The 26,688-nt window shown below is 63.1% G+C and carries 29 protein-coding genes and 1 pseudogene; 16 read left to right on the top strand and 14 right to left on the bottom strand.

Translation table 11 applies throughout. The features are described 5' to 3' along the window. Positions 1-88 precede the first annotated feature (88 nt). The 3 genes from arsB to C7441_RS09115 are packed head-to-tail and all read right to left on the bottom strand — an operon-like array spanning position 89 to position 2,065. The gene (gene arsB, locus C7441_RS09125; protein ID WP_109612593.1) at positions 89-1,144 is read right to left on the bottom strand and encodes an ACR3 family arsenite efflux transporter; all 1,056 of its coding nucleotides are present in this window, start codon (positions 1,142-1,144) and stop codon (positions 89-91) included. A 23-nt stretch (positions 1,145-1,167) separates the two neighbouring features. After that, the gene (locus C7441_RS09120; protein ID WP_109612592.1) at positions 1,168-1,710 is read right to left on the bottom strand and encodes an arsenate reductase ArsC; all 543 of its coding nucleotides are present in this window, start codon (positions 1,708-1,710) and stop codon (positions 1,168-1,170) included. Further along, positions 1,700-2,065 (bottom strand): ArsR/SmtB family transcription factor, encoded by a 366-nt coding sequence (locus C7441_RS09115; RefSeq protein ID WP_109612591.1) that lies wholly within the window; start codon positions 2,063-2,065, stop codon positions 1,700-1,702. Before C7441_RS09115 ends, C7441_RS09120 begins: the two co-directional genes overlap by 11 nt. Before the next feature lie 46 nt (positions 2,066-2,111). Between C7441_RS09115 and C7441_RS09110 the strand changes: the two genes are divergently transcribed. From C7441_RS09110 to msrQ, 5 genes and pseudogenes are all read left to right on the top strand, one after another. Continuing rightward, complete coding sequence (locus C7441_RS09110; RefSeq protein WP_109612708.1) at positions 2,112-2,609, top strand: DUF6428 family protein; 498 nt, start codon at positions 2,112-2,114, stop codon at positions 2,607-2,609. Positions 2,610-2,718: 109 nt separating this feature from the next. Next, entirely contained in the window at positions 2,719-2,862 is a 144-nt protein-coding gene (locus C7441_RS24230; RefSeq protein ID WP_210205619.1) for a hypothetical protein, read from the top strand. Between the two features lie 382 nt (positions 2,863-3,244). After that, positions 3,245-3,385 (top strand): annotated as a pseudogene (locus C7441_RS09100) (ATP-binding cassette domain-containing protein); the annotation flags it as partial. Between the two features lie 181 nt (positions 3,386-3,566). Beyond that, positions 3,567-4,511 carry a protein-methionine-sulfoxide reductase catalytic subunit MsrP gene (gene msrP, locus C7441_RS09095; protein ID WP_109612589.1) on the top strand — a complete coding sequence of 315 codons (945 nt, stop codon included), beginning with the start codon at positions 3,567-3,569 and terminating at the stop codon, positions 4,509-4,511. Then, positions 4,511-5,155 carry a protein-methionine-sulfoxide reductase heme-binding subunit MsrQ gene (gene msrQ / locus C7441_RS09090; protein ID WP_109612588.1) on the top strand — a complete coding sequence of 215 codons (645 nt, stop codon included), beginning with the start codon at positions 4,511-4,513 and terminating at the stop codon, positions 5,153-5,155. The genes msrP and msrQ overlap by 1 nt, the downstream gene beginning before the upstream one ends. 66 nt (positions 5,156-5,221) lie before the next feature. Here msrQ and C7441_RS09085 read toward each other — a convergent pair whose 3' ends face one another. Together C7441_RS09085 and C7441_RS09080 are read right to left on the bottom strand one after the other, a co-directional pair. Continuing rightward, positions 5,222-6,097: an alpha/beta fold hydrolase gene (locus tag C7441_RS09085; protein WP_109612587.1), complete on the bottom strand. Its 876-nt coding sequence runs from the start codon at positions 6,095-6,097 to the stop codon at positions 5,222-5,224. Further along, positions 6,094-6,480, bottom strand: coding sequence for a hypothetical protein (locus tag C7441_RS09080; RefSeq protein ID WP_109612707.1), 387 nt, complete (start codon positions 6,478-6,480; stop codon positions 6,094-6,096). The genes C7441_RS09085 and C7441_RS09080 overlap by 4 nt, the downstream gene beginning before the upstream one ends. Before the next feature lie 243 nt (positions 6,481-6,723). Between C7441_RS09080 and C7441_RS09075 the strand changes: the two genes are divergently transcribed. Beyond that, complete coding sequence (locus C7441_RS09075) at positions 6,724-7,599, top strand: dioxygenase family protein (protein WP_019170143.1); 876 nt, start codon at positions 6,724-6,726, stop codon at positions 7,597-7,599. 112 nt (positions 7,600-7,711) lie between these two features. Then, positions 7,712-8,599, top strand: coding sequence for a LysR family transcriptional regulator (locus C7441_RS09070; RefSeq protein WP_109612586.1), 888 nt, complete (start codon positions 7,712-7,714; stop codon positions 8,597-8,599). Between the two features lies 1 nt (position 8,600). Here C7441_RS09070 and C7441_RS09065 read toward each other — a convergent pair whose 3' ends face one another. From C7441_RS09065 to C7441_RS09050, 4 genes are all read right to left on the bottom strand, one after another. Next, entirely contained in the window at positions 8,601-9,752 is a 1,152-nt protein-coding gene (locus C7441_RS09065; protein WP_109612585.1) for a muconate/chloromuconate family cycloisomerase, read from the bottom strand. A 98-nt stretch (positions 9,753-9,850) separates the two neighbouring features. Beyond that, entirely contained in the window at positions 9,851-10,795 is a 945-nt protein-coding gene (locus C7441_RS09060) for a LysR family transcriptional regulator (RefSeq protein ID WP_109612584.1), read from the bottom strand. Between the two features lie 16 nt (positions 10,796-10,811). Further along, positions 10,812-11,303 (bottom strand): flavin reductase family protein, encoded by a 492-nt coding sequence (locus tag C7441_RS09055; RefSeq protein WP_109612583.1) that lies wholly within the window; start codon positions 11,301-11,303, stop codon positions 10,812-10,814. Further along, a complete protein-coding gene (locus tag C7441_RS09050; RefSeq protein ID WP_109612582.1) occupies positions 11,300-11,911 on the bottom strand; it encodes an FAD synthetase family protein in 612 nt (203 codons plus the stop codon). Before C7441_RS09050 ends, C7441_RS09055 begins: the two co-directional genes overlap by 4 nt. A gap of 160 nt (positions 11,912-12,071) precedes the next feature. On the opposite strand from C7441_RS09050, the gene C7441_RS09045 reads away from it, so the two are divergent. Further along, positions 12,072-13,634 carry a 4-hydroxyphenylacetate 3-hydroxylase N-terminal domain-containing protein gene (locus C7441_RS09045; protein ID WP_109612581.1) on the top strand — a complete coding sequence of 521 codons (1,563 nt, stop codon included), beginning with the start codon at positions 12,072-12,074 and terminating at the stop codon, positions 13,632-13,634. A gap of 102 nt (positions 13,635-13,736) precedes the next feature. Here the strand turns inward: C7441_RS09045 and C7441_RS09040 are convergent, their stop codons facing one another. The 4 genes from C7441_RS09040 to C7441_RS09025 all read right to left on the bottom strand — a co-directional run bounded on the left by C7441_RS09040 (position 13,737) and on the right by C7441_RS09025 (position 16,370). Then, the gene (locus C7441_RS09040; protein ID WP_109612580.1) at positions 13,737-14,027 is read right to left on the bottom strand and encodes a DUF3175 domain-containing protein; all 291 of its coding nucleotides are present in this window, start codon (positions 14,025-14,027) and stop codon (positions 13,737-13,739) included. Positions 14,028-14,106: 79 nt separating this feature from the next. Beyond that, entirely contained in the window at positions 14,107-14,793 is a 687-nt protein-coding gene (locus tag C7441_RS09035; RefSeq protein WP_170125078.1) for an ABC transporter permease, read from the bottom strand. Then, positions 14,790-15,500 carry an ABC transporter permease gene (locus C7441_RS09030; protein ID WP_244916092.1) on the bottom strand — a complete coding sequence of 237 codons (711 nt, stop codon included), beginning with the start codon at positions 15,498-15,500 and terminating at the stop codon, positions 14,790-14,792. Before C7441_RS09030 ends, C7441_RS09035 begins: the two co-directional genes overlap by 4 nt. Before the next feature lie 78 nt (positions 15,501-15,578). Beyond that, the gene (locus tag C7441_RS09025) at positions 15,579-16,370 is read right to left on the bottom strand and encodes an ABC transporter ATP-binding protein (protein ID WP_109612706.1); all 792 of its coding nucleotides are present in this window, start codon (positions 16,368-16,370) and stop codon (positions 15,579-15,581) included. 697 nt (positions 16,371-17,067) lie between these two features. Here C7441_RS09025 and C7441_RS09020 point away from each other — a divergent pair. Both C7441_RS09020 and C7441_RS09015 read left to right on the top strand, forming a co-directional pair. Next, a complete protein-coding gene (locus C7441_RS09020; RefSeq protein WP_109612577.1) occupies positions 17,068-18,084 on the top strand; it encodes a proline racemase family protein in 1,017 nt (338 codons plus the stop codon). Positions 18,085-18,239: 155 nt separating this feature from the next. Then, a complete protein-coding gene (locus C7441_RS09015; RefSeq protein ID WP_109612576.1) occupies positions 18,240-19,424 on the top strand; it encodes an alpha-hydroxy acid oxidase in 1,185 nt (394 codons plus the stop codon). Positions 19,425-19,483: 59 nt separating this feature from the next. On the opposite strand, the gene C7441_RS09010 is transcribed toward C7441_RS09015, so the two are convergent. After that, entirely contained in the window at positions 19,484-20,416 is a 933-nt protein-coding gene (locus tag C7441_RS09010; RefSeq protein ID WP_244916091.1) for a LysR substrate-binding domain-containing protein, read from the bottom strand. Between the two features lie 154 nt (positions 20,417-20,570). Here C7441_RS09010 and C7441_RS09005 point away from each other — a divergent pair, with 154 nt between their 5' ends. The 6 genes from C7441_RS09005 (at position 20,571) to C7441_RS08980 (ending at position 26,612) form a co-directional block, all read left to right on the top strand. After that, a complete protein-coding gene (locus tag C7441_RS09005) occupies positions 20,571-21,263 on the top strand; it encodes a hypothetical protein (protein ID WP_019171711.1) in 693 nt (230 codons plus the stop codon). Between the two features lie 81 nt (positions 21,264-21,344). Further along, the gene (locus C7441_RS09000; RefSeq protein ID WP_244916090.1) at positions 21,345-22,331 is read left to right on the top strand and encodes a PDR/VanB family oxidoreductase; all 987 of its coding nucleotides are present in this window, start codon (positions 21,345-21,347) and stop codon (positions 22,329-22,331) included. 10 nt (positions 22,332-22,341) lie between these two features. After that, on the top strand, positions 22,342-23,454 hold the full coding sequence (locus C7441_RS08995) for an S-(hydroxymethyl)glutathione dehydrogenase/class III alcohol dehydrogenase (protein WP_109612573.1): 1,113 nt from the start codon (positions 22,342-22,344) through the stop codon (positions 23,452-23,454). 169 nt (positions 23,455-23,623) lie between these two features. Then, positions 23,624-24,202, top strand: a complete 579-nt coding sequence (gfa, locus tag C7441_RS08990) for an S-(hydroxymethyl)glutathione synthase (RefSeq protein ID WP_109612572.1) — start codon at positions 23,624-23,626, stop codon at positions 24,200-24,202. A gap of 107 nt (positions 24,203-24,309) precedes the next feature. Beyond that, entirely contained in the window at positions 24,310-25,650 is a 1,341-nt protein-coding gene (locus tag C7441_RS08985) for an MFS transporter (protein WP_019171708.1), read from the top strand. 164 nt (positions 25,651-25,814) lie between these two features. Beyond that, positions 25,815-26,612 (top strand): transporter substrate-binding domain-containing protein, encoded by a 798-nt coding sequence (locus C7441_RS08980; protein ID WP_109612571.1) that lies wholly within the window; start codon positions 25,815-25,817, stop codon positions 26,610-26,612. Positions 26,613-26,688 lie beyond the last annotated feature (76 nt).

The following is a 26,688-nucleotide window of genomic DNA, read 5'->3' as shown; positions in this document are numbered from 1 at the left end:
GCGAATATCTGGACGATGCGAGCGCCGAAATGACCTGCCAGCGCGGCCGGGCAAGAGGCTCGCTTGCAGGCGCTTCAACAGCCATGGTTCAGTGTTCAGCCTCGACAGGAATGGCATTGCTTTCACTGCGCTCATACCATCCCTTTGAGCGATTCACGATCCAGACCACCGACAGCATTACCGGAACCTCGACAAGGACACCCACGACCGTCGCGAGGGCCGCTCCGGAGTGGAACCCGAACAGGCTTATGGCAGCCGCCACGGCCAGTTCGAAGAAGTTCGACGCGCCTATCAGCGCGGACGGCCCCGCCACGCAATGCCGCTCGCCCACGGCCCGGTTGAGCAGGTAGGCCAGCCCCGAGTTGAAATAGACCTGTATCAGGATCGGGACGGCTAGCAGGGCAATGATGATGGGCTGCGCAATGATCTGCTCACCCTGGAAGCCGAACAGCAGGACGAGCGTTGCCAGCAGTGAGACGAGCGACAGCGGCCCCAGCTTCGCCGGCAAGGCCGCGAGTGCCGGAGCGCCGCCCGAGGCAAGGAGCCGCCGCCGGACGGCTTGCGCCACGATCACCGGAATGACGATGTAGAGGACGACTGACAGAACCAGCGTTCCCCATGGCACCGTAATCGCCGACAGACCGAGCAGCAGGACGACGATGGGTGCGAAGGCGACCACCATGATAGCGTCGTTGAGCGCCACCTGTGACAGTGTGAAATGCGGCTTGCCCTTCGTCAGGTTCGACCACACGAACACCATTGCCGTGCAGGGCGCGGCGGCAAGGATGATAAGGCCAGCAATGTAGCTATCTATCTGGTCGGCGGGCAGGTAAGGTCGGAACAGCCAGCCGATGAACAGCCACCCGAGCAGCGCCATGGAGAACGGCTTGACGGCCCAATTGATGAACAGGGTCACGCCGATGCCGCGCCAGTGCTGCCCGACTTCCCGCAGCGCGGCGAAGTCGATCTTGAGCAGCATCGGCACGATCATCAGCCAGATCAGCATCGCGACAGGCAGATTCACATTGGCGATTTCGAGCGCGCCGACCGCCTGAAAGAAACCCGGCATCAGATGCCCGAGGACTATGCCGACGACGATGCACAAGACTACCCACAGCGTCAGGTAGCGTTCAAAGGTAGACATGGGAAATTCCTGTAACCGTAGACCTATGCCGCGTTGCCGCGAGCCGAGGTCGTGCCTTCCGACTGGCCGATTTCGACAAGGCGGGTGCGGAGCGTTGCCTTGTCGAGGCTGGAGACGGGCAGAGCCGTGAACGCGGCGATCCGATTCCGGAGATAGCCGAATGCGGTCACGAAGGCGGTGCGCCGCTCCATCTCCGTCCCGGTGACGGAGGCGGGATCTTCGATGCCCCAATGCGCCGTCATCGGTTGCCCCGGCCAGACCGGGCAGGACTCCCCGGCCGCGCTGTCGCAGACGGTGAACACGAAATCCATCACGGGGGCATCGGGGACGGCGAATTCGTCCCACGGCTTCGACCGCAGGCCTTCGGTCGGGTAATCGAAGTCCGCGAGCATCTTGAGTGCCAGCGGGTTTACTTCGCCCTTCGGCTGGCTCCCCGCCGAGAAGGCATGGAAGCGGCCCGCGCCTTCCTTGTTCAGGATGCTTTCGGCGAGGATCGAGCGGGCGGAGTTCCCGGTGCAGAGGAACAGGACGTTGAATATCCGTCCGGAAGCGTTGTCAGCAGGCATTGGCTTTTTCCCTTGTGGGTTCGCAGCAGGCGTTGAGCTTGTCCACGACGGGGCTGCACACGTCCGGATGGCCCTGGCAGCAGTCGCGCATGAGGAAGTCGAGCAGGCCGGAGAGCGCTGGATAGGCGGCGCTGTAGATGATCGAGCGGCCTTGCCGACGGGATTCGATGAGGCCTGACTGTTCGAGGTGGCTCAGGTGGAAGGACATGCGGGACGACGACGCACCGTCCATCGCTTCGCCGATCGCGCCCGCCGGCATGCCTTCCGGCCCAGCCGTCACCAGCATGCGGACAATGCGCAGCCTGGTTTCCTGCGAGAGCGCCGCGAAGGCGGAAAGGGCTTGCTTTTCGTTCATGGATATTTCAATCTCTCAAGAGTTGTTGAAATATGGATACACGCTCATGAACGTTCACGCCAGCCCCCGCAAGACAGATTTTCACGGCGATGCCTCGCTCGGGGTCTTCCTCGACGCACTGGAGACCCATGCGGACAAAGCCCTTGTCCTCGCATATGACGACGGGCAGCGGGTGCAGCCCGGCTATCACGTCACCGAGGTAAAGGCGGGCTCCTTCGTCACGCTGGATTGCGGCGGCAATCCCGACGCATGGCAGGAAACCGTTCTACAGGTGGAGGACATTCCGGCGGGCGAAGGCGGTATGCCCATGACCGTCGCCAAATTCCGGACGATCCTCGCGAAGGTCAGCAGCAGGGTCGCGCTCGACCACGCCGCACGACTGACATGGGAGGTGAGCAGGCCGGGCGAGCCCATGAAGGTCTACGACGTTGGCGGCCTCGACATCGAGGGCGACCGGGTGACTGCGCACCTCGCTCCGCGCCCTGCCATCTGCAAGCCAAGGCACCGAGCGCAGCAGACCGGAGCCGCGTCCTGTTGCGGATAGTATCGTCTCGGCAATCGACCTTCTTGCGGACGCTTCGGGGAGCCGAACGCAGACCTGCAAGGGCGCTTGTTGATTTGCCGCTATTGTATCCTTGATGCATCAATAAGGAATGACCAAGTATCTCATCTCCTTCCCGAGCGAAGCTATGGTGCTCACGGGCGAAGAGTTCCCGATCGTCTCCGCCGAGGCTCGTGCGGTGATCGAGGAAGCCAAAGCAGCCGGTGTCTACGTGTTTGGGGGGAGGAATCGATGAGCAGGTCGATCCCGTGTTGGTCTCCGGCGACGGATCGGTGTCCACTGAGATTTATCCGGGGAGCCAACTCAAGGGTGGGCTCACAGTGTTGGAATGGCCGACCCGCGAGGATGCTGTGCAATGGGCGAAGAAGATCGCGATCGCCTGCCGTTGCTCGCAAGAACTCCGCGAGTTCATGTACGATCCGGCGAGTTAGAGGTGAAGCAACTGCTGGGGCTGCGAGCGCGCAACTATCCATGAGACGCATGTTCGGAGGGCGGATTGCGTTTCGACCACTGGCTGATGAGCGGCACTTTGGAGCTCGGCCAGGGCGGAACAATCATTTTACAAAGGCTGCTGGCCACCGGCTCGTTTTCTTTCTGCTGCTGAGGGACGCGCACGCACGCGCGACCTGCTTGAGAAGGTCGCGCTGCCCGTCGACGTGCTCGGCCGCTATCTGCGTTCCCTCTCCGGGGGCCAGAAGCAGCGCGTCTGCATCGCATGCGCGCTGGCGAGAGCCTCCACGGGCTACCATCGGCGTTGACGCAATGATTTTCGGCCGTCGCGGAATATAATGCCGCCTGAGACGTCTACATGCGCATGATGGATGGACGGACAGGCCCGCGCCGCCGTGGAAGCGGCGGGAAAACGTCTGGAACTCCGAATTGCGACGACGTGAACCTCAAAAGGCCGAAGCCGACCCGGCTATCTCGAAAGGACGACAAATGCGCCGCTATCGCCCCACTCCGGTGCCCGCATCCGAAATCACCCCCCGCCAGGTCTATCTGGGAAGACGGGAATTTCTCACCGGGGCCATGGCGGCGGGCCTTGCGGCTTATACGACGCCAGGGTCGGCCCGGTCGCTTCAGGCCACCCGGAGCACATATTCGGTCGATGACAAGGCGACACCGTTCGAAGATGTGACGACCTACAACAATTTTTATGAATTCGGTCTCGGAAAGGATGATCCTTCCGAAAAATCCGGCGCGTTCAAGCCTTTGCCCTGGACCATTCAGGTGGACGGAATGGTCGCCAAGCCCGGCACCTTCGATATCGACCAACTCATCAAATCGTTTCCTGTCGAGGAGCGGATCTACCGCATGCGGTGCGTAGAAGCATGGTCGATGGTCATTCCGTGGGATGGCTTTCCGCTGGCATCTCTTCTCGACAAGGTCGAACCGCTCGGCAGCGCGAAATATGTCGCATTCGAAACCGTGGTGCGGCCATCCGAAATGCCGGGCCAGAGTGGTCTGTTCCAGTCGCTTCCATGGCCCTATGTCGAGGGCCTGCGGCTGGACGAGGCGCGCCATCCGCTGACATTGTTGGCCGTCGGGCTTTATGGGCAGACGCTGCCGAACCAGAACGGCGCGCCCATCCGGCTCGTGGTGCCATGGAAATACGGCTTCAAGGGCATAAAATCGATCGTGCGGATCACACTCACCGACAAGCAGCCCAAGAACACCTGGCAGGTCGTCAACCCGACGGAATACGGGTTCTATGCCAATGTGAACCCGGCCGTCGATCATCCCCGCTGGAGCCAGGCGACGGAAAGGCCGATAGGGGAAGGCGGTTTCTTTGGTGCGAGCCGCCGGCCGACATTGCCGTTCAACGGCTATGCCGACGAGGTGGCGAGCCTTTATAGCGGCATGGACCTCGGGAAATACTTCTGATGGCGCTTCTTCGGTCCGGAATTGCAAGGCGATGGCGCCCGGCATCGGTCTGGATGCTGTATGTCGCGGGCCTGCTTCCCGCCGCATGGGGCTTCTATCTGGGCGCGACGGGCAATCTGGGAGCCGATCCCGTCAAGACATTCGAGCATCATCTGGGCCTGTGGGCGCTGCGCTTTATCGTCCTGACGCTGGCCGTATCGCCCCTCCGCGATCTTGGCGGGCCGAATTTGATCCGCTATCGCCGCGCCCTCGGATTGTTGAGTTTTTACTACGTCCTCATGCATTTTGCCGTCTATCTGGTTCTGGATCAGGCGCTTGTGCCGTCGGCGGTGCTGGCCGACATTGTGAAACGCCCGTTCATAACCCTTGGCATGGCCGCGTTGTTGCTGCTCGTGCCGCTGGCTTTGACCTCGAACAGCTTTTCGATCAAACGCCTGGGCCGTAACTGGTCCCGCCTGCACAGGCTTGTCTACGTCATTGCCGGCCTGGCGGGGCTGCATTTTGCGCTTTCGACCAAGGTGCTGGCAGCCGAGCACTATTTCTATCTGGGGCTGCTGGCTGTCCTGATCGCCTATCGGATCGTCCGCAGCCTGCAACCACGCCGCGGCCGCAGGCGCGCCATGCAACCGGTTGCAACGGAGTGATGCGTATTCATATCCCGCGCGCGAGGATCACCCCGGCACGATCCCGGTGATCGCTGCCGCCTTGTCTCAGGCGTCCTGATGCCCCGCGGCAACTGCCGGTTGGCGCCGGTCCATCCGCTTCAGTGCGTCGGCGAAATAGGGCCGGAAGGCCTCGGGATGCTCCGACATCGGAAAATGCCCGAGTTCCGGCATGACGGACAGAGTTGCGCCCTCGATGGCGTCGGCTGTGCGGCGGGCATCCTCCGGGGTGCAGGTGAGATCATAGGCCCCGACCAGGAAATGCACCGGCGTATGTGCCGTATCGATGAGATGCAACCGCTCGATCAGGCTCCTGTCCTGCGTGTAGAAGGACAGGTCGCCGCGGAACACGCCGGGGCCGGACTGCATGAACATCCACAGCGTCGCCCAGCGATCCGGCGCCGGCGCATGTGGTGATATGTTGGTCGAGACAAGGGCGGCCCCCATCTCGCCGCCATGGGCATCGGGGCGGTGGAACCAGTCGATGTCGTACCAGGCGGGCTGGAAGTCGGAAGCCTCGATGGCGATGAAGCCGGAAAAGCGTTCCGGATGCAGCGCTGCGATCTGCAAGGCGATGCGCCCGCCCATCGAGCAGCCGGCCAATATCGGGCGCTCCAGCGCCAGCGCGTCGGCCACCGCCAGCACCGTCTCGATATAGGTTTCGGTGGTGAGCAGATATTCTTCCGTTTCGAAACCCCGGGGCGGCAGGGACTTGCCGTGCCAGGGCATGTCGAAGGCGAAGAAGCGGTTGCCGCTGGTCAGTTCGGCATCGTTCAGGATATGCCGCCACTGGCGGGTGTCGGCACCGGCCGTGTGCAGGCACAGGACCGGCCGGCCTTCGCCGGCCATCTCGACGAAGACGCGCAATGCGCGGCCGCCGACGGTGATGTTGATGTAGCCGCCGGTGATCGGTTCGAATGTCATGCCGGCTGCTCCCTGCTGTCCGTAGCGCGGCCGAGCGCCATGAATTCCTTGAAGAAGCGCAGGTTCTTCACCAGCGCCAGGATGTCGCCGTCGATGCGGCCCCGGCCGATCTTCACCAGCCCGAATATGTCGTGGAAACCTGGGGCCGGCAGCGGTTGCCAGAAGGCCTCGAGCGCGGCCGTGTCGGTGTGCAGGGCAAAGCGCCAGGGGGTCTTGCTGCTGGGGCCTGGCGTCACCGATACAAGGTGCCCGTCGCGGAATTGCAGATAGAACGACTGGTCCTCGACCTCGATGAGGACGGTTTCGCAAAACAGCCTTCCAAGGCGCAGAAGATGCGGTGTGGCGTTGAGCCTTTGCTGCATCGTCAACAGGGTGTCCAGCATGGTGCCTCTATCCTCCATCCGGCATCGACCAATCGAGCGCGATGCGGCATCATTCCATCAAGGACAGGGCGCTCCTTCCTGGCAATGCCGGGCAAGGTATGCCTTCATACCGGCAAGAATGGAGCGCAAAGGTCGGGTATCGGGCGATACCGGCCGGTGCATTGGCGTGGCCGGGCAGGACGTGGATAGTCGGGACGGTTCAGGGGGCAGGCAGGGCTCCCATCGCACACCGGGAGGAAAGGCATGCGCAACGTAACCATTGAAAACGTCACCGATGTCGTCGTCGAATCGCTCGGCCGGCATGGCGAGGTCTCGCCGCGGCAGCGCGAGATCATGACGTCTCTGCTCAAGCATTTGCACGGCTTCTGCCGCGATGTGAAGCTGCAGCATCACGAGTTCCTGCAGGCTTGCGATTATCTGGCTCGTGCCGGCAAGGTCTGCGACGACAGGCGGCAGGAATTCATCCTTCTGGGCGATATTCTCGGCGTCGAGGTGCTGGTCGACATGCTGTCGAACCCGATCGACGGGGACGAAAGTGAATCGACCGTGCTCGGGCCGTTCTATCGCGAAAACCCGCCGGTCCTGCCCAAGGGCGCATCGACCGTGCAGAAGCATTTCGACGGCGAGGAAAGCGTCCTGGTGGAAGGATATGTGCGTGACACCGATGGCAAGCCGCTCGCCGGCGTCACGCTCGATATCTGGGAGGATGCACCGAACGGCCTTTACGAGAACCACGACCCCAATCAGCCCGAATACAATCTGCGTGGCCGGTTCGAAACGGACGAGGATGGTCATTTCGCCCTGCGCGCGGTGCGGCCGGTGCCATATCCGATCCCGGACAACGAAACGGCCGGCGAACTCATCCGCTATATGGGGCACCACCCCAATCGGCCCGGACATCTTCACTTCATCGTGGCCAGGGACGGCTACCGCACGCTGGTCAGCCAGGTATTCGACGCCGACAGTCCATGGCTCGACGAAGACTCGGTGTTCGCAGTGAAGAACAGCCTCGTCGCCAGGTTCGAGCCGGGCCGGCCCGGCGACGATACCGACCTCTATGTCCGCTTCGACTTCACGCTGAAGCCGCAGGCGCAGGAACAAAGACTGGCAGCCGAATAGATTTCATCTCCCAAGCAAAAATGCCGCGCCCTCAGGGGCGCGGCATTTTTGCGTTGTGCCGCCGCTTGCCATATCCCGGCGCGCGTATCAGCTTGGGGCGCGGAGAACGCCGATGAACCTGAAGCAGATCGAATATTTCATTGCCCTTGCCGAGGAGCTGCATTTCGGCCGCGCCGCCGAGCGGCTGGGCATGGCGCAGCCGCCGCTGTCGCGCCAGATCCAGCAGATCGAAAGTGATCTCGGCGCGCAGCTCATCAATCGGGGCCGCAATGCGATTTCGCTGACGCAGGCGGGCGAGCGCTTCTACCAGCGCGGATCGGCATTGCTGGCCGAGCTCAGCGACATCAGGCTGGAGATCAGGCGCATTGGGCAGGGGGCCGAGGGACGGCTGCGCATCGGCTTCGTCGGCTCGGCCACCTACGGCATGCTGCCAACGATCCTGAAATCCTTCCGGGCGTCCTGGCCGGAAGTCAACCTGTCGCTGGCGCCAATGAACAATGCGCAGCTACAGCGGTCGCTGATCCGGCGCGACATCGACATCGCCATTGCGCGGCCAGCGCTCAACGACAGCGAGATCGTCACCCGCAAACTGGTGGATGAGCCGCTGGTGCTGGCCGCACCCGATGCGCTGATCACCACGCAAGGTCCGGTGTCGTTGCCGCACCTCGCGCAGTCGACTTATATCCTCTACCCCGAATATCCGCGCCCCTCATTCGCCGATGTCGTCATCGCCGCCTGCGAGAGCGTGGGCGCGGATACTTCCCGGCGCGTCTTCACCATGGATTTCCAGACGGCGATCGCGCTGGTTTCGGTGGGCGAGGGCGTGGCGCTGGTTCCGGCCTCGGTCGGCGCGGTGCAGCGCAACGGCGTGCGCTATCACGAGATCGCCGACCTGACGATACGCACCGGCATTTCCGTCAATCATCGCATCGACGAGCAGGGCATCCACGTCCACAATTTCGTGACGCTGGCCCAGAAGGTGGCGCGCAAGGTGGTGTAAATCAGGCGGTGCCGACCGCCATCAGCGAGCCGGGCCGGTCGCGACGGTAGAATTTCACCTTGTCGGGATCGGGCACGGTGCCAATTCCGGGGCCATCCGGCACGGCGACGGAGAAATCGCCATAGCGCAATGGCTCGGCGAGGATTTCCTCCGTCAGCAGCAAGGGGCCAAACAGCTCAGTGCCCCAGGCCAGTTCGGGCACCGTGGCGAAGAGCTGCACGGCCGCGGCCGTGCCCAGTCCGCTTTCCAGCATGGTGCCGCCATAGAGCCCGATGCCGGCGGCGCGCGCAATGGCGATGACCTCGGCGGCCGGCATCAGCCCGCCCGATTGGCAGACCTTGACGGCAAACACGTCGGCGGCGCGCTCAGCTGCGACGCGCATGGCGTCGGCCGGTCCTTGCAGCACCTCGTCGGCCATGATGGCGATCTCGTAGCCTTGGGTAAGCGCACGCAAGCCGTCTAGCCGTTCGCGCGGCACCGGCTGCTCGATCAGCACGCAGCCGATTTCCTGCAGGCCCCTCACGCCGTAGCGGGCCTCGGTCAGGCTCCACGCCTGGTTGACGTCGACGCGGATGGTGCCCCGGTCACCGACGGCGCGGGCAATGGCCGCGACATGGGCAAGGTCCTCCTTCACCTTGCGCTTGCCGATCTTCAGCTTGAAATCGCGGTGCCGGCGCTCTGAAAGCATCCGCTCGGCCTCGGCTATGTCGGTCTCGCTATTTCCGGAGGCGAGCGTCCAGGCCACCGGCAGCCGGTCGTGGATGCGGCCGCCGAAGAGCTGCGCGACCGGAACGCCGAGGCGACGGGCGAGCCCGTCCCACAGCGCTGTTTCCACCGCCGCGCGGGCTGCGTGATTGCCCTTGACCGCGCGCGCCATCAGCCCGGAAGCGGCGGCGATACGGTCGGCATCCCTTCCCATCAGCACCGGCGCGATATAGCTGTCGATGGCGAGCTTGATGCTTTCCACGCTTTCGGGACCGTAGGAAAGGCCGCCGATGGAGGCGCCTTCGCCCCAGCCTGCCGATCCGTCCGAGAAGCGGACACGCACCAGCACCACGGACTGGGTCATCATCGTCGTCATCGACAGGACATGGCCGCGCACTGTGGGCACGTCGATGATGATGCTCTCGATATGGTCGATGGTGGTGGTCACGTTACGCTCGTTTCTTCACTGCAATTGATGGTCGGAGTTTCGAGGCGGCGGCGCCGATTGTCCAATACTCGCCGGGTCTGACGCGATACCGCACGATGTCATGCCTCCGCTTGCGCGCTGGCGATGCTGCGCGCGAAGGAGCGCGCAAAATCGAGGAACTTGAACACCTGGGGGCTTTGGTTGTCGCTGCGCGCGCAGATCGACAGGCGGGTACGCGCCTGATCGTCGCTGAGGTGGCAGAAGCTGACGCCGGGCCGGTTTGCCGCCTCACAACAGGCGGGCACGATGGAAATGCCTTCGCCCACTGCCACCAGGCTGATCGCGGTCTGGTAATCCGGCGCCCACACGATCTGCGGCGGCTGGAAGCCGGCTTCGGCGCACAGGCCGAGCACCATGTCGGCAAAACAGGGGCGCGGCTTGCGCGGAAAGAGCACGAAGGGATGGTCCTTCAGCGCCGCCAGGCGGATCGAGGGGCCAAGTTCCTTCGCCGCACTCTCATGCACCGCTGCCACCAGCGGCTCCTCGACGAAAAGCTGCTGGCGCAAGGTGGCGTCGTCCAGGCTCGGCCGCACCAGCGCCACGTCGATGGCGCGGGTGATGAGCTGCTCGTGGGATTCGGCGTTGTTCATGGCGCTGAGCCGCAGGTCAACTTCCGGGTAGGCACAGCGGAAGCGCTTGATGAGCGTCGGAAACGGGCCATGTGTGGCCGAGCCGACGAAGGAGACGCGCAGCACGCCCGAGCCGCCCTTGCCGATGAGGCGGACATCGCGCACGGCGCGCTCGATTTCCTCAGTGATATAACCCGCCCGCGTCTTCAGCAGTTCACCGGCCTGGGTGAGGGCGATCTGGCTGCGGCTGCGGTCGAAGAGCTGTACGTCGAGATCGCGTTCGAGCTGGGCGATCATGCGCGACAGCGGCGGCTGGGCGATGCCCAGCCGGTCGGCGGCACGGCCGAAATGCAGCTCGCGCGCCACGGCAAGGAAATAGCGCAGCCGCCTTATGTCGAACGGCTGTGCGGTGTTGGCGCCATCCTCGGCACTCATTGGACGAACCTCGTCATCAGGCCATCGCCGGCAGGCTGGCGAAGCGTCCGCCGTGGAAGACCAGCGGCCGTGCGTACGGGTCGCACTGCATGGCATGGACATGGCCGATGACAATGACATGGTCGCCGGCCGCCACCTCGCTGTGCACGTCCGCGACGAAGACCGAGGCGGCGTCACCGATGACAGGCAATCCGCCAAGCTCGATGAAGGGCGCCGGCCCCTCGAAGCGGGGTTTGCCGGCGAAATGCCAGGCGATGTCCTCCATGTCTTCGCGCAGCACGCTCACCGCGAAGGCTCCCGCTGCCCGCAACCGCGGCAACATGCGCGCGGTGTCGGCCAGGGAAATGGCGATGAGCGGCGGGTCGAGCGAGATCGACATGAAGGCATTCGCCGTCATGGCATGATCGCCTTCGCCGCAGCGCGTGGAAATCACCGTCACGCCGGTGCTGAAACCGCCGCAGGCATTGCGGAATTCGCGGGCGTCGAGAACTGGGGCCATGGTGGTCATGACAACATCTCCAGATCGAGGGGAGAGAGGGTCTGGACGGCTGCTTCCTGCGCAAAGGCGAAGGCGCCAGGCAGGAGGCCGAGCAGCGCGCGGGCAGCGCCGGCCTCGCCGCCTGCGCGCAGGCGGCGTATCCGTGTCGAGGAAATGCGCTCGCCTCGCGGGCAGGTCACGCTTTCGGCGGTCGTTACCCGGAAGCGCGTGGCCAGCAGCGCAAGATCGCCGCTGCGGCCGCGCCCAAAGCGGAAGTCGTCACCGACATAGACTTCCCGAACGTCCAGCCCGGTCAGGTCGTCGAGAAAGGCCTCGGCCGGGCGGGCGGCATAGTCGGAGGTGAAATTTGCAACATGCACCCTGTCGACGCCGAGCGCATAGAGGCGGGACATGCGCTCGGCAAGCGGGCAGATCGGCCGTCCGCGCCCGAACGCCACCTTCGGCAAGGGATCGAAGGTCTGGACGAGCGCGGCCATGCCTTGCGAGCGGGCCTGGCGCAGCATGGCGCCGACCACCGCCTGATGGCCGAGATGGACACCGTCGAAGGCGCCAATGGCGATGCAGGCGCCGGCCGTGCGGCCTGTGGCGGCTGGGGTACGCGATAGCGGTGCTGGCATCCGGACTCCTCCTTCCCGACGCTGGCGGCATGATCGCCGAATGGTTCCAAGCTGGCGAAGGAGGCGGTTTGCGGCAATGCCCGTGCAGGTAAGGCACGATACCTTATCGAAGAGCCAAGGTGATGAGACACTTCCCGCCGATCCAGCACGGGAGGAAACCTTGGACCAGATCAACCCCACAGCCACTGCCGCCATCGACGCCTATACGGGCAGCGAGTTCCTGGAAAGCATTCGGGACGGCCGCGAAATCTACATCTACGGCGAGCGCGTCAAGGATGTGACCACCCATCCGGCATTCCGCAATTCGGCGCGCATGGTGGCGCGCTGGTACGAGCGTTTCCATGACAACGCGGCCGAGATCGGCGTGCCCTGCGACAACGGATCGGGCAAGATCACCCATCCCTTCTTCCTCGGCTCGAAAACGTCGGAAGCCCTTGTGAAGTCGAAACAGGCGATCATGGATCTGCAGCAGCCAGCTTTCGGCTGGATGGGGCGCTCGCCCGACTACAAGGCGAGCTTCCTCGGCACACTGGGCGCCAATTCGGCCTTCTACGGCGAATATGCCGGCAATGCCCGCAACTGGTACAATCGCACGCAGCAGCGGCTTGATTATTGGAACCACGCCATCGTCAACCCGCCGATCGACCGCGACCGACCCATCGAGGAAGTGGCGGACGTGTTCATGCATGTCGAGCGCGAGACGGATGCGGGCGTGATCGTGTCGGGCGCCAAGGTGGTGGCGACCGGCTCGGCGCTCACCCACTACAATTTCATCGCCCACTACGGCATTCCGATCAAGGACAAGAAGTTTGCCCTGATCTTCACGGTTCCGATGAATGCCGAGGGCGTCAAGCTCATTGCCCGCCAATCCTATGAGGCGCAGGCGGCGGTGATGGGCAGCCCCTTCGACTATCCGTTGTCCTCGCGCCTCGACGAAAACGATTCCATCCTCGTCTTCGACAAGGTGCTGGTGCCGTGGGAGAACATCTTCATCTATGGCGACGCCGAGAAGGTGAACGCCTTCTTCCCGGCCTCCGGCTTCGTGCCGCGCTTCACCCTGCATGGCGTGTCGCGCTTCGCGGTGAAGCTCGATTTCATCGCCGGTCTGTTTTCCATGGCGGTCGAGGCGACCGGCTCGTCCACCTTCCGCGGCGTGCAGGCGGCGGTGGGCGAGGCGCTGGCCTGGCGCAACACCTTCCACGGTCTCGCCGACGCCATGGTGAAGTCGCCGATCCCGTGGCAGGGTACGGATGGCTACAACCTGCCCAACATGAACTACGGCCTCGCCTATCGCGTGCTGGCCCCGCTCGCCTATCCGCGCATCAAGGAACTGATCGAGCAGAATGTCGCGTCCGGCCTTATCTATCTGCCGTCCTCGGCGGCGGATTTCGCGAGCCCGGCGATCCGGCCCTATCTCGACCGCTTCGTGCGCGGCTCCAACGGCTATGCGGCCATCGACCGGGTGAAGCTGCTCAAGCTCCTGTGGGACGCCATCGGCTCGGAATTCGGCGGCCGTCACGAACTCTACGAGCGCAACTATGCCGGCAATCAGGACAATCTGCGCATCGAGACCCTGCTGACCGCGCAGGCGACCGGCGAACTGGAAATGCTGCAGGACATGGCGCGCCGCTGCATGGCCGAGTACGATCTCAACGGCTGGGTTGCCAGGGACCTCGTCAATCCGGGCGATGTCTCGGCCCTGCGCACGCTGGCCACGATGTGATCCGTGTGCCCGCCGCCTGTTGCCGGCGGCGGGCCTCTTTCCTTCAGGTCGGGCAGACGTGGCTTTCTGCCGGATGCCGCAAGAGACCTTTGCGACGACGGTTCAATCCCCGGGCGACCTTCCAAAGACGCGGCGGAGTTCGTCTTTTGCATCCTCGAGCACTTTCTTCCGGTCTGCCGGAAGATTTTTCCCCGCGCGATTGATGTAGAAGGTCAGCATGGACATGGCCGAGCGAAACGGCCGGGCCTTGCGCCTGTCGCTCCGTTCGGCAGAACGCTTCAGCGACGCGGCGATTTCCTTCGGATCGTCTTTCTCGAAGACATGCTCTTCCAGGTCGAGCGCGTCGCTGTGCCCGGTTACGTCGGCCGACCATTTTTTCTGTTTCCTGCTCATCGAAACGTTCCCGGTCCGGCACTCCCGATGCGGGATGAACAGGCCGAGACGTCGATGGTTCCGCCGCGCAAGCCAGTTGCTACGCAGCCATGTGGCGCATCAGCGACCGCTCGGTGAGCCGCAGCAGCACGATCATGACGACATTGATGAACAGATAGATCGCGCCGGCCATCGCAAAGACCTCGATCACCGCGAAGGTCTGGCTCATCAGTCTCTTGGCATGACCGGTTATTTCGAGCACTGCGATCGTGGAGGCGAGGCTTGAGCCCTTGAGGGTAAGGATCACCTCGTTTCCGTAGGCCGGCAGCGCCTGGCGCATGGCGATCGGGAACTCGATGCGCCTGAATTGCAGCCACTTGGACATGCCACAGGCGCGGGCGGCTTCCAAGGCACCCTTGGGAACGGACATGAAACCGCCGCGCAGAATCTCCGAGGTGTAGGCTGCGGAATTCAGCGCAAGCACGAGTATGGCGCAACGCACCCCATCCCCGATCACCCACCACGCCAGCGCACTGTCCCTGATGAAGGAAAGCTGTCCCAGGCCGTAATAGAACAGGAAGAGCTGCACCATCAGCGGCGTGCCGCGGAACACGCTGCTGTAGCCTTGCGAGAAGGCGGCGAGCATGAAACTGCCCGAGATGCGGGCAATTGCCAGGCCCAGTCCGATGAAGAAGCCGATCACCACCGCGAAAATGCTGATCTTGAGGGTAAGGAGCAGACCGGAAAGCAGCAGCGGCATCGACAGTTGAATGAGTTCCATCTTTATCCCGCCCTGTTGCTCTTGTTCAGAATGCGTTCAATGACACCGAACACGATCTGGCTGACGATGGTGATGCCGAGATAGACGACTGCCGCGACCGCGTAAAAAAGCAGCGGCTGACGCGTGGAGCCGGCGCCGATCGACGAAATGCGCATGAGTTCCTGCAAGCCCACCACCGAGATGAGGGCCGTGTCCTTCATGGTGGACTGCCAGATATTGTTCATGCCCGGCACCGCCAGCCGCAGCATCTGCGGTGCGATGATGCGCCGGAAGATGCGCCCGCGCGACAGGCCGAGCGCGCGGCCCGCCTCGATGTGTCCCCTGGGAACGGCCACCAGCGCCCCGCGCACCACCTCGACGGAATAGGCCCCCGAAATGACGCCGATGGCGACCGTGCCGACGACGAAGCCATAGGCGCTGTCGTCGGCCCCGCCATAACCGAAGGCGGCAGTGACCTGCGAGACGAATTCGGCGGAACTGAAGAACAGGAGATATATGACCAGCAGCTCCGGCACGCCGCGGATGAGCGTGGTGTAGCCGTCAATTGCCAGCGTGAAGGGAAACAGCCGCGCCCATTTCACGAGGCCGCCGATCGTGCCGATCACGATGCCCAGGCAGATGCTGCACAGGCCGATGGCGAGCGTGACCGACGCGCCGCGCAGGATGGCTGCGGGCCAGCCTGCTTCCCACAATTCCCAAAATGCTGATCCCACGTAAGGTATCCCCATGTCGTGTTGCCGGGTGGGCGTCATACCGGCGCAGAAGTCATGCCGGACAAATGCGCGTTCGGTTCAGTCGGCGCCGGGGCCCCCGGCGGCGCGGGCGAGAAACTGCCGCAGCCGCGCGGATTTCGCCTCCTTGAATATGATCTCTGGCGCTCCCTTTTCCTCGACGCGTCCCTGATGGAGGAACATGATCTCGCTGGAGACCTCGCGCGCGAACTGCATTTCATGAGTGACGATGATCATCGTGTTGCCTTCTTCGGCGAGCTGCCGGATGACGCGCAGCACTTCACCTACCAGCTCGGGATCGAGCGCCGATGTCGGTTCATCGAAAAGGAGGAGCCGGGGCTTCATCGCCAGGGTGCGCGCGATGGCCGCGCGCTGCTGCTGGCCGCCGGAAAGCTGGCTCGGATAGTGGCCGGGCTTGTCGGCCAGTCCGACCTTGCGCAGCAAGGCATGCGCTTCTTCTTCGGCTTGCTGGCGCGGGATTTTCAGGACATGGACCGGGGCTTCCACGATGTTCTGCAGAACCGTCATATGCGGCCAGAGATTGAAGTTCTGGAACACCATTCCGACCTTGCTGCGGATGCGCTCGACCTGACGCCGGTCCGCCGGCTGCCATTTGCCGTTCCTGTCCTGTCTGGTGCGGACCAGCTCGCCATTTATGGTGATGGTTCCGCCATCAGGCTGCTCAAGCAGATTGATGCAGCGCAGGAACGTGCTTTTGCCCGACCCCGAGGACCCGATCAGCGTGACGACGTCGCCGGAATGGGCGGTGAGGCCAAGGCCTTTCAGCACCGAGAGGGAGCCGAAGCTTTTCTCTATTCCTTCCACGCATACGGCGGGTATCTCGACGCTCATTATCCATCCTCCTGCAGCCGCGGCGCTGGCCAGCTCGCGGTGTTGGTCCCCTTCCGCCGGCATGCCTCTGCGGGCTTTCAAGGCGGAAATTATTGAATGCAAAAATAACTAGATTGCATTCATTGATGCGACGCTTGCATCCATGTCGCGCTCTGTCAATGAGCCCCCATCCGCGGCGGGCGGCTGCATTCGAATGCGGTTTGGAGGCGGAAAAAGGCAGCGGATCGCCCGTAAAATCGGCCGTTTAGGGGTTTCCGGCCAGGTGCGTGCGACGCTCGATCCCGCTGCGTGGCGGCGAGCGGATTTAGTTTTTCTAAAAGACAACCCAGTTATATTCACTGTGCTGGCGCAGACCGCCACCATACGATCCCCACCAACAACGGCGAGACAGCATTTCGGCGTAGCGGGGAGGGCGTGCCGGCCAGATATCAGATCCATTCCAGCGGCGGGCGCTTTTGAGGAACGCCGGGTCGGCGCGCTCGCGGCCTGTCCGGGGCAAGCCTCATCCGGCCGAAGCCCTTATACGAACTGCAACTGCACATCCCGCTGCTGGATGCGTTGCGAGGCTTGCCGGCCCGGTTTTGGAGCCGGCAACGACTTCAAGCCGGGAGCACGGCGGATTTGACGTGCCCCCGGCACGGTGCAGCCGGCTGGCAAGCCGCACACCAATCGACTTTATCAACCGGAGCATCAATCAATGAAAAGAACGACATTCGTCGATGCGGTCTATACCCAGACGGAAGGTGAAACCACCTGCATCATCAACGGGCAGTTTCTGTTTCCCGGCGGAACGACGCTTCTCGAAAAGCGCGAGCACTTCAGGAAGCGCTTCGACTGGGTCCGCAAGGCGATCCTCAATGAGCCGCGAGGGCACAACGACCTGTTCGGCGCGCTGATCGTGCCGTCGTCGTCTCCGGACGCCGATGTCGGTATCATCTGGCTGGACGGCGAAGGTTATGGCGACATGTGCGGCCACGGCACGATCGCCACCTCGATGATCATGACCGCCTTCGATCTGACGCCCAACGCAAGCACCCCCAACAGGATCCGCATCGAGACGCCGGCCGGCATCGTCGTGTCGGAAGTGGAGGTCAATGGCGACGAGGTCGAGTGGTGCCGGTTCGAGAACGTTCCTGCCTTCCTCGCCGAGCGGGACATTCCTGTCGAACTGCCGGGACTGGGAACGGTGGAGGCCGACATCTCCTTCGGCGGCAATTATTTCATCACTATCCCACTGCCGGAAAGCTTTCTGCGCATCGCACCCGAAAACGGCGCGCAACTGGCCCGGCTGGGCGTTCTGGCCAAGCAGCAGATCAACGAGAAGATCAAGCTCGTACACCCGGAGAAGCCGCATATCACCGAGGTCGATCTGGTGACTTTCTACCAGGACTCCGAGCGTGAGGGCGCCTTTTATCGCTGCGTCCATACCTATCGCAACGGCAAGATGGATCGCTCGCCCGGCGGCACCGGAACATCGGCGATGCTTGCCATGCTCGAGGGCCGTGAACGGATCAAGGTCGGGCAGCCGATCCTGGCCGAAGGCCTGCTCGGGTCCGGCACCTTCGAGGGTTGCATCGTGCGCGAAACCACGGTGGCGGGAAACCGTGCGGTCGTGCCGACGGTCAAGGGCCGCTCCTCCATCGTCGGCTTTGCCAAATGGCACCTCGATCCGAACGACGAGGGCGGCAAGGGCTACGTTATCAGCACGGTTTGATCCGGCGGCGGTTCGAAGCAAGCCGGGGAAGTCAGCCACCAGTGCGGCACTGCGCTGCGCCGGAGCCGCACGCGCTCCAACGATCGGAACGGTCGCACGCACTATCGCCGGAATTGTCCGGCGGTGGTGCAAGGCGCGGCCGGTGGAGAGATGTCATGAAGTCACCGTCGTCGCTGCGCAAGGTGCGCAACATCGCCGATCTTCGCGAAATGGCGCGCCGGCGCGTGCCGCGGTTTTCGTTCGAATATGTCGACGGGGGCGCCGATGACGAGCTGACGCTCGCCGGGAACCGCGCGGCATTCGCCGGTCTGCAGATCCTGCCGCACCAGCTCGCCGGCCTTGGCGAGATCGATCTTTCCACCAATGTCCTGGGCCGAAGAACGGAGCTGCCGATCGCCATCGGCCCGACCGGCTACAACGGCATGCTTTCCAGGGATGGCGACCTCGCGCTCGCGCGGGTCGCGCTTGGCGCCGGCATTCCGTTCACCCAGAGCACCATGTCGAGCAGTTCCATCGAGGAGGTAGCCAGCGTGCTCGCCGGAGGAAGGCACTGGTTCCAACTCTACATGCTCAACGACGTGTCGATCACCGAACGGCTTGTGCAGCGTGCAAGCGATGCGGGCTGCGAAGCGCTGGTTCTCACCACGGATGCCATAGCGGTCGGCAATCGCGAGGGCGACAAGCACAATTATTCCGGCCCCGGCCGGCTGGCCTGGCGCGCCAAGCTCGATGTGGCGATGCGCCTGCCATGGGTGCTGGACGTGGTCGTGCCGAAAGGGCCGCCCAGCTTCGGCAATCTGCGTGAGTTTCTGCCCAAGGGACAAGCCAGCGCCATCGATGGCGCGCGCTTCATTTCGGCACAGATGGACAGGTCCATCTCCTGGAAGTCGGTCGAATGGCTTCGCTCGATCTGGCCCGGCAAGCTGATCGTGAAAGGAATCATGCGACCCGAAGACGCCCTCACGGCTGCGGAATGCGGCGCCGATGCCGTCGTTGTCTCCAACCATGGCGGCCGACAACTCGACGGCGCGCCGAGCACCATGCATGTGTTGCCGGCAATTCGCGACCGGCTGCAGGGAAGCTGCGAAATCCTGATCGACAGCGGCTTTCGCCGGGGCAGCGACGTTTTCAAGGCGCTCGCGCTTGGGGCCGGTGTGGCGCTTTGCGGCCGGGCGATCCTGTTCGGGCTAGGCGCGGGCGGCGAGGCCGGTGCGTTCAAGGCCGTCGAAATCCTGCGCGGCGAATTCGAACGTACAATGATACTGGCGGGTTACGGCTCAGTCGCAGACGTAGATGAAATGGCGCTGGCGGGAGACGCGCGCCGGTTCGTCAATGATTAGGGCTGGTGGTTGAAACGGACCCGGTTTCACCGGTGCGGAAGCGCGATGGCAGACGATAGTTAGACAATATCCGCCAGCCCGGCGGATGCTGCGCTCTGGCTTTTCGAGATAGAAATGATCCAGGCACGCAGGTCGGGACCGAAAGGCTTCGACAGGGCAGACCGGTCCCAGGCCAGAAAATATGCCTGAGAGAGTTTCACCCGCAGGTCGAAGGGGACAACGAGGCGGCCGGCTTCAAGATCGTCCGCAACCATCGCGATCTGAGCCAGGACAAAGCCGCGCCCGTTGATCGCCGCGTCGATGGCTGAACTCGACAGGGAAAAAGCCATTTCCCCGCGCGTCATACGCGGCTCCGCGCCGATCCTTACGGCCCAGTCGGACCAGGTCGGAGCCGCCTTGTGATCGCGGTCCCACTCTATGCCGAGCAAGGGCATGGTGAGAATATCGATCGGCTTGGCGACCGGATTGGCCTTCAGAAACGCCGGCGAGCATGCCGGCACCACCCAGTCGGTGAAGATCTCGATATAGTGATCGAATTTGCGGATGCGGTCTCCGTAGGAAATACGGAAGTCGATCGAATCTTCCCCGAGCTGCGGTTCGGAACCCTTTCCCAGCAGGCGCACATTCGCATCGGGATGCGACATTTGCCAGTCGGCCAGCCGCGGCGCCAGCCATTTGCCCGCAAGGGATGGAAGGCAGCTGATGACGATGCCGCTGGTGCTTCTTATCCGGCTCAGCTTTTCCTGCGCGATGCGCAGTTGCTCGAAGGCGGGGCGGATTTCAGCATAATAGATGCGTCCCCACGACGTCAGTTCGACGCTGTTGCCGCGCCGTTCCAGCAGGCGCAGGTTCAGTGCCTCTTCCGCCTTGCGCAATTGCTGGCTGACCGCGCCGGGCGTCACGCCGAGCTCGGCGGCGGCGCCGGCGACGTTGCCCAGCCGTCCGAATGCGTCGAACGCCTGCAGTGCTTTCAAAGGCGGTAGCTTGGCCAACGTTTCCCTCCCCGGTTACGTCGCTTCGCACATTAGTATTTCTAAATCGCAATGCAATTCTAATCGCTGTGTCCGGTGTCGGCCCGGCAGTATCGTGAATCTCACGAGCCGGCCTTCTCGCACTCAACGGGCCGAAATTCATTGGAGGACAAAAATGGTGGATGTCAGGAACGTACGTGGCGGCGATGGGCTGGTCGGGATCAGCGACGAGGTCGATGAGATTCTGGATTCCGTCGTCGAATCCACCAGACAGGCGACCGAAGCGTTTTTCGAAACCTACGATAAGAACCCCGACCCCAGGGTCCTGGCAGCCTGGCTTGAGCCGCGTGCGTGGCGGGAAATCGATTATGTTTTCCTGCTGAACGAACAGATCCGGCGCTACGGGATGGGCTTTTCGCGCACCCATATCACGCTGCTGGCAAAGCAGTCGTTCCAGGAGGCTGAGCACTATGAGGCGGTTGGCAAGGCGATTGAATCGCTCGGCGGCACCGTTCCGGTCTCGGTGCCGGAGGAAGCCCGTCCATGGAGCGAGTTCCTGTGGGACTGTCTCGAGCGCCATCCGCTGGCGGCGATCGCTGCGTGGAACGTGTCGGAAACTTCGGCGTCGGGCAGCTTCGAGCCAACCTTCCGCGCCGGCGAGCGGCATCAGTTCGACGAGGTCGTGCGCGTCTATCGGCAGATCGAGATCGACGAAAAATTCCATGTCGGCCTCGGGCGGCAGATCCTGTCCAGCTATGCCAGGACAGATCACGATCGCGAGGAGATACTGCGGGCGATGAGGGGCATGCGTGACATTGCCTGGAAGACCTTCACCCCTGAATCCGTCGCCCAGCGCCGCCGTGCCTGACGCGGCCGCACCCCATGCGGCGCCCGGCAGATACCCGGACAATGCCGCCGTTGAGGTCGTCCATTCGGGAGGTTTGGTTCAATGAACGACATAACAATGAGGGACTCCATGGATCTGATGGAGGCCGGTGCGGTCTTCAATGTGGATGTGGCCGCGGTCAAGACCGAGGCCGACGGCGTGGTTTCGCTGGAACTGAAGTCCTCATACGGACAGTCCCTGCCGGGTTGGACCCCCGGCGCTCATATCGACGTCATCCTGCCAAATGCTCTGGTGCGGCAGTACTCGCTGTGTGGTGATCCGCAAAATCCGGAGGCCTGGCGCATCGGGGTGCTGCGCGAGCCTGCCAGCCGTGGCGGTTCGAGTTGCATCCATGAGGATGTTCGCGTTGGCGACCGGCTTCAGGTCACGACGCCCCGAAACAATTTCGCCCTGGTCGATGCCGAGCGCTACCTGTTCATTGCCGGTGGCATCGGCATCACGCCGATCCTGCCGATGATCCGTCAGGCGGCGGATGGGGGCAAGCCATGGACGCTGCTCTATGGCGGCCGCACCCGCAATTCGATGGCTTTCCTGGACGAGATCTCCACCTGTCGCGGCGGCGAGGTCCATGTCATGCCGCAGGACGAGTTCGGCCTCCTGGACCTGCCGCGCTTCCTGGGCGCGCCGCGCACCGACACGGCCGTCTATTGCTGCGGCCCAGGCCCGTTGATCGATGCGGTTGAAGAAAATTGCCGGGCCTGGCGCGCGGGCGCACTGCATCGCGAGCGCTTTGCGCCGAGCGTCAAACCGCGGCTCGAGACGGGCGCTTTCGAGGTGGAACTGGCACGCTCCGGGCAACGTTTGACGGTGCCGCCCCACACCAGCCTGCTTTCGGTACTCGAGAATGCAGGCCACAAGATCACGAATTCCTGCAGGGCCGGCATCTGCGGAACCTGCCTCGTCAAGGTTCTGGCCGGAACCCCGCAACACAATGACGACGTGCTCAGCGATGCCGACCGGGAGTCGGGCGCGGTGATGCTCGTCTGCGTATCGCGTTCCGAATCCGAACTTCTCGTACTCGATCTTTGAGGACCAATTCATGAAGTCACGCGCAGCGATAGCCTGGAAGGCGGGCGCGCCGCTCACCATAGAGACCATTGACGTCAGGGGGCCGAAAGCAGGCGAGGTGCTGGTGGAGATCATGGCCACGGGGGTTTGCCATACTGATGCCTACACGCTTTCCGGCCTGGATTCGGAAGGCCGCTTCCCGGCCATTCTCGGGCATGAAGGTGCGGGCATCGTTCGCGAAGTCGGCCCCGGCGTCAGCGGCCTGAAGCCCGGCGACCACGTTATCCCCCTCTACACGCCCGAGTGCCGCGAATGCAAAACCTGCCTTTCGCAACGCTCCAATTTGTGTACCTCCATCCGTGCCACGCAAGGGCAGGGGTTGATGCCGGATGGAACCAGCAGGTTCTTCTGCGAGGGCGAGGACATCTTCCACTATATGGGCTGTTCGACGTTCTCGAACTTCACCGTGTTGCCGGAAATCGCGCTGGCGAGGGTTCGCCAGGACGCGCCCTTCGACAAGATCTGCTACATCGGCTGCGGCGTCACCACGGGCATCGGCGCGGTGCTCTATACGGGCAAGGTATGGCCCGGCGCGAATGTGGTGGTATTCGGTCTCGGCGGCATTGGGCTGAATGTCATCCAGGGCGCCCGCATGGTCGGTGCCGACAAGATCATCGGCGTGGACATCAACCCTGACAAGGCCGCCATGGCCGCGAAGTTCGGCATGACCGATTTCGTCAATCCCAAGGATGTCGGCAACGACAAGGTGGTTGCAGCCATTCAGGACCTTACCGACGGCGGGGCCGACTTCACGTTCGACTGCACCGGCAATGTCGGCGTGATGCGACAGGCGCTGGAAGCGTGCCATAGAGGCTGGGGCACCAGTGTCGTCATCGGGGTCGCGCCCGCAGGGGCCGAGATTTCCACGCGTCCGTTCCAGCTCGTGACGGGGCGCACCTGGAAGGGGACCGCGTTCGGTGGTGCCAGAGGGCGGACTGACGTTCCCAGGATCGTCGACTGGTATATGGAGGGCAAGATCAATATCGATGACCTGATCACCCACACCATGCCTCTTGATGAAATCAATACCGCATTCGATCTGATGCACGACGGTAAGTCGATCCGCTCCGTGGTCACGTTCTGACCCGGACGGATCGGCCTCAGCGAGCCCCTCTGCAATCGACGCATGCGGACCGTTATTGGTCTTTTGCATATCGCCGGTGCTTCGGCGGCGACAAACAGTCCGGCGGCGGGAGGCCGCCATGGCGTTCCGGCGAGCACAACGGGGCGCGAAATTTCATAGGGAGCGAGCAATGTCGAAGACGATCCAAATTCATCCTTCGGTGGACCACGGCGTAAAACCGGGCGCGCCGGACTTCGTGGGAGGAACCCTGACCTGCAAATGCGAGGAGGCTCCGGTCAGGGTCGCCGTCTCCAGCCAGGTCGCCCACAACCATGCCTGCGGCTGCACGAAGTGCTGGAAGCCCGATGGCGCGACATTTTCGATGGTGGCCGTCGTGCCGCGCGAGAAGGTCGAGGTCAGGGAAAACGGCGACAAGCTGGCCGTCGTCGATGCCGGCGCAACGATCCAGCGGCATGCCTGCAAGGCGTGCGGCGTGCATATGTACGGTCGCATCGAGAACAGCTCGCATCCCTTCTACGGGCTGGACTTCATCCATCCCGAGCTTTCGGCGGAAGCGGGCTGGGCAGAACCGGAATTCAGCGCCTTCGTGTCGTCCGTCATCGAATCCGGCGTCGAGCCGGAAAACATGGGAGCGATCCGCGCGCGTCTGACGGAACTCGGCCTCACTCCCTATGACTGCCTTTCGCCCGCGCTGATGGATGCGATTGCAACGCATGTCGCCAGGGCCTCCGGCGCGCTTGCGCGCTGAAGGGTTGCCTTGGCGTCACGCTGACACTTCACCACGCAATCGGCCGCTCCAGGGATCGGGGCCCGAACGGCGGTCGCGTTGCGAGACTTAAGAGGGAGGAAAACCAAATGACAAGGCAGAAAGACATAAGCCGATCCAAGGTCGCGGTTGCGAGCCTGGTCGGCACGACCATCGAGTTCTATGACTTCTATATCTACGGCATTGCCGCGGCGCTGGTGTTCAAGACCGTCTTCTTCCCCACGCTCGATCCGGTCACGGGCACGATCGCGGCTTTCGCCACCTTCGCCGTGGGGTTTGTTTCCCGGCCGCTTGGCGCGATCGTGTTCGGCCATTTCGGCGACCGCATAGGACGCAAGGCGATGCTTGTCGCCTCGCTCCTGACCATGGGCATCGCCACGGTTCTGGTCGGATTGCTGCCGACCTACTCGTCCATCGGCGTCATGGCGCCGGTGGCGCTTTGCGTTCTGCGCTTTGCGCAAGGGTTCGGTCTGGGCGGCGAATGGGGAGGCGCGGCCCTGCTGGCGACCGAGTATGCGCCAAAGGGCAAGCGCGGCCTGTTCGGCGCGCTTCCACAGCTTGGCAGTGCGCCCGGCTTCCTGCTGTCGAATGGCATCTTCCTGCTCCTGAGCGTGACGCTGCCGGAAGAGCAGTTCCTGGACTGGGGATGGCGCATCCCGTTCCTGCTCAGCATCGTCCTGATCATGTTCGGCCTCTACATCCGCCTCACCATTGCCGAGACGCCGGTGTTCCAGAAGGTGCTTGAGCAGGAAAAGCAGTCCAAGGCACCTGTGATGGAGGTGATGAAGACCCATTTTCTTCAGGTCGTGCTGGGCGGCATGGCAACCGCCATCACCTATGTCCTGTTTTTCACCACCGGCACCTTCGGCCTGAGCTATGGCGTGGATGTCCTGGGCTTCAGCCGCTCGCACATGCTGACCCTGACGATGGTCGCTGTCATTGCCATGGCGGCGTCCACCTTGTTGTGCGGGATGTTGAGCGACAAATACGGCCGCTCCCGCGTGATCGTCATCTCGGCGATGATTGCGGCGGTCTGGGCGTTCTTCTTCTTCCCGCTTCTCGACACCAGGAACACCGTAGTCATCATGCTGGCGATGTCGGGCACGCTGGCGATCATGGGGGGTGTCTACGGACCCATGGGCGCCTATCTGCCAGAGCTGTTCAAGGCGAATGTGCGCTATACGGGGGCAGCCCTTTCCTACAGCCTGGGCGGCATCTTCGGCGGGGCGCTCGCACCCATCATCGCAACCGATCTGGCAGCCAACTACGGGTCTCATTCCATCGGCTGGTACATGGCGGGTATGGCCCTGTTGAGCATCCTGTCGGTCTCCATCCTGCGCGGCCGGATGCCGAAGAATTTCGAGGATACCAGCCATGAAGAACCGAACCCTGCCGTAAGGGTTCCTGCCGCCGCGACCGGCGTCCGGTAGCACCCACGAGATTGTCGCCTTGCCCTGGGGCGGGGCGGCAACAGGTCGTCGCGATAGCGACCGGCCTGCCCATGGAGCGCGCCCTTTGCTCTGGCTGCCCGCTGTTTGGACGGCCCGCGATCCGGAAACGACAGATCAATCAACGATAAATGGGAGTGAATTCAATGAGGAAAGCCATTCTGGCACTTTGTTCGTCCGTGATGGTCTTCGCTTCGGCGGCTCAGGCAAGCGCCCTGGAGCTTCGGATCGGCACCGAGGGCGCCTATCCGCCCTGGAGCATGGTCAATCCCGCCGGAGAGGTAACGGGTTTCGATGCTGATACGGGCGCCTTGCTCTGCGCCAAGCTGGAGGCGAAGTGCAAATTCGTCGTCCAGGATTTCGCCGGCCTGATACCCGCGCTTCAGGCCAATCGGGTGGACATCATCATTTCGGCGCTGTCGATCACGGATGACCGGCGCAAGAAGATCGAATTCAGCATTCCCTATGCGGAACTCACCAGCTATTTCGTGGCTCCAAAGGATTCGGACCTGATGAACGTCACGGATCTGGAGACGCTTCGCAGCGCGTTGACCGGCAAGCGCGTCGGCGTGCAGCAAGGCACGGCCCGCGGTGCCTATGTCCAGGCTACGATGCCGGGGGTGGACCTCAAGACATATGAATCCCTCGACCAGATGCAGATCGACCTGGAGGCCGGACGCCTCGATGCAGGCTTTTCCGACGTGTCGGCCGCCGATGATTTTCTCGGCCGTCCGGCGGGCGCGAATTTCGCCCTCGTAAACGTCAAGATATTGAGTTCCTCGCATCCGACGCTCGGTGAGGGCGTGGGGGTCGGGATGCGGCATGAGGACACGGAACTGAAGGCGAAGATCGATGCCGCGCTTTGCGAGCTCATCAAGGATGGCTCGCTGGCCAAGGCAAGCGAGAAATGGTTCGAGGCCAACATCCTGGCGTCGTGCAAGTGAAGTTTGCCGGGGCGATCGTGAAGCCGTAGCTGCGATTGCGTTCAGGCTCCGCTGGGAAGCGATATGAAATCGGTTC

It is taken from the genome of Pseudaminobacter salicylatoxidans (assembly GCF_003148475.1).
In the GTDB taxonomy this organism is placed as follows: Bacteria; Pseudomonadota; Alphaproteobacteria; order Rhizobiales; family Rhizobiaceae; genus Pseudaminobacter; species Pseudaminobacter salicylatoxidans.
The sequence above is the reverse complement of the archived record's forward strand: the minus strand, read 5'-3'. Positions and strand labels throughout refer to the sequence as shown.

Excerpts from the sequence above, each read along its gene's own strand:
- arsB (WP_109612593.1), bottom strand. The coding sequence starts at position 1,144 with ATGTCTACCTTTGAACGCTACCTGACGCTGTGGGTAGTCTTGTGCATC.
- C7441_RS09120 (WP_109612592.1), bottom strand. The coding sequence starts at position 1,710 with ATGCCTGCTGACAACGCTTCCGGACGGATATTCAACGTCCTGTTCCTC.
- C7441_RS09115 (WP_109612591.1), bottom strand. The coding sequence starts at position 2,065 with ATGAACGAAAAGCAAGCCCTTTCCGCCTTCGCGGCGCTCTCGCAGGAA.
- C7441_RS09110 (WP_109612708.1), top strand. The coding sequence starts at position 2,112 with ATGAACGTTCACGCCAGCCCCCGCAAGACAGATTTTCACGGCGATGCC.
- C7441_RS24230 (WP_210205619.1), top strand. The coding sequence starts at position 2,719 with ATGACCAAGTATCTCATCTCCTTCCCGAGCGAAGCTATGGTGCTCACG.
- msrP (WP_109612589.1), top strand. The coding sequence starts at position 3,567 with ATGCGCCGCTATCGCCCCACTCCGGTGCCCGCATCCGAAATCACCCCC.
- msrQ (WP_109612588.1), top strand. The coding sequence starts at position 4,511 with ATGGCGCTTCTTCGGTCCGGAATTGCAAGGCGATGGCGCCCGGCATCG.
- C7441_RS09085 (WP_109612587.1), bottom strand. The coding sequence starts at position 6,097 with ATGACATTCGAACCGATCACCGGCGGCTACATCAACATCACCGTCGGC.
- C7441_RS09080 (WP_109612707.1), bottom strand. The coding sequence starts at position 6,480 with ATGCTGGACACCCTGTTGACGATGCAGCAAAGGCTCAACGCCACACCG.
- C7441_RS09075 (WP_019170143.1), top strand. The coding sequence starts at position 6,724 with ATGCGCAACGTAACCATTGAAAACGTCACCGATGTCGTCGTCGAATCG.
- C7441_RS09070 (WP_109612586.1), top strand. The coding sequence starts at position 7,712 with ATGAACCTGAAGCAGATCGAATATTTCATTGCCCTTGCCGAGGAGCTG.
- C7441_RS09060 (WP_109612584.1), bottom strand. The coding sequence starts at position 10,795 with ATGAGTGCCGAGGATGGCGCCAACACCGCACAGCCGTTCGACATAAGG.
- C7441_RS09055 (WP_109612583.1), bottom strand. The coding sequence starts at position 11,303 with ATGACCACCATGGCCCCAGTTCTCGACGCCCGCGAATTCCGCAATGCC.
- C7441_RS09050 (WP_109612582.1), bottom strand. The coding sequence starts at position 11,911 with ATGCCAGCACCGCTATCGCGTACCCCAGCCGCCACAGGCCGCACGGCC.
- C7441_RS09040 (WP_109612580.1), bottom strand. The coding sequence starts at position 14,027 with ATGAGCAGGAAACAGAAAAAATGGTCGGCCGACGTAACCGGGCACAGC.
- C7441_RS09025 (WP_109612706.1), bottom strand. The coding sequence starts at position 16,370 with ATGAGCGTCGAGATACCCGCCGTATGCGTGGAAGGAATAGAGAAAAGC.
- C7441_RS09020 (WP_109612577.1), top strand. The coding sequence starts at position 17,068 with ATGAAAAGAACGACATTCGTCGATGCGGTCTATACCCAGACGGAAGGT.
- C7441_RS09015 (WP_109612576.1), top strand. The coding sequence starts at position 18,240 with ATGAAGTCACCGTCGTCGCTGCGCAAGGTGCGCAACATCGCCGATCTT.
- C7441_RS09005 (WP_019171711.1), top strand. The coding sequence starts at position 20,571 with ATGGTGGATGTCAGGAACGTACGTGGCGGCGATGGGCTGGTCGGGATC.
- C7441_RS09000 (WP_244916090.1), top strand. The coding sequence starts at position 21,345 with ATGAACGACATAACAATGAGGGACTCCATGGATCTGATGGAGGCCGGT.
- C7441_RS08995 (WP_109612573.1), top strand. The coding sequence starts at position 22,342 with ATGAAGTCACGCGCAGCGATAGCCTGGAAGGCGGGCGCGCCGCTCACC.
- gfa (WP_109612572.1), top strand. The coding sequence starts at position 23,624 with ATGTCGAAGACGATCCAAATTCATCCTTCGGTGGACCACGGCGTAAAA.
- C7441_RS08985 (WP_019171708.1), top strand. The coding sequence starts at position 24,310 with ATGACAAGGCAGAAAGACATAAGCCGATCCAAGGTCGCGGTTGCGAGC.
- C7441_RS08980 (WP_109612571.1), top strand. The coding sequence starts at position 25,815 with ATGAGGAAAGCCATTCTGGCACTTTGTTCGTCCGTGATGGTCTTCGCT.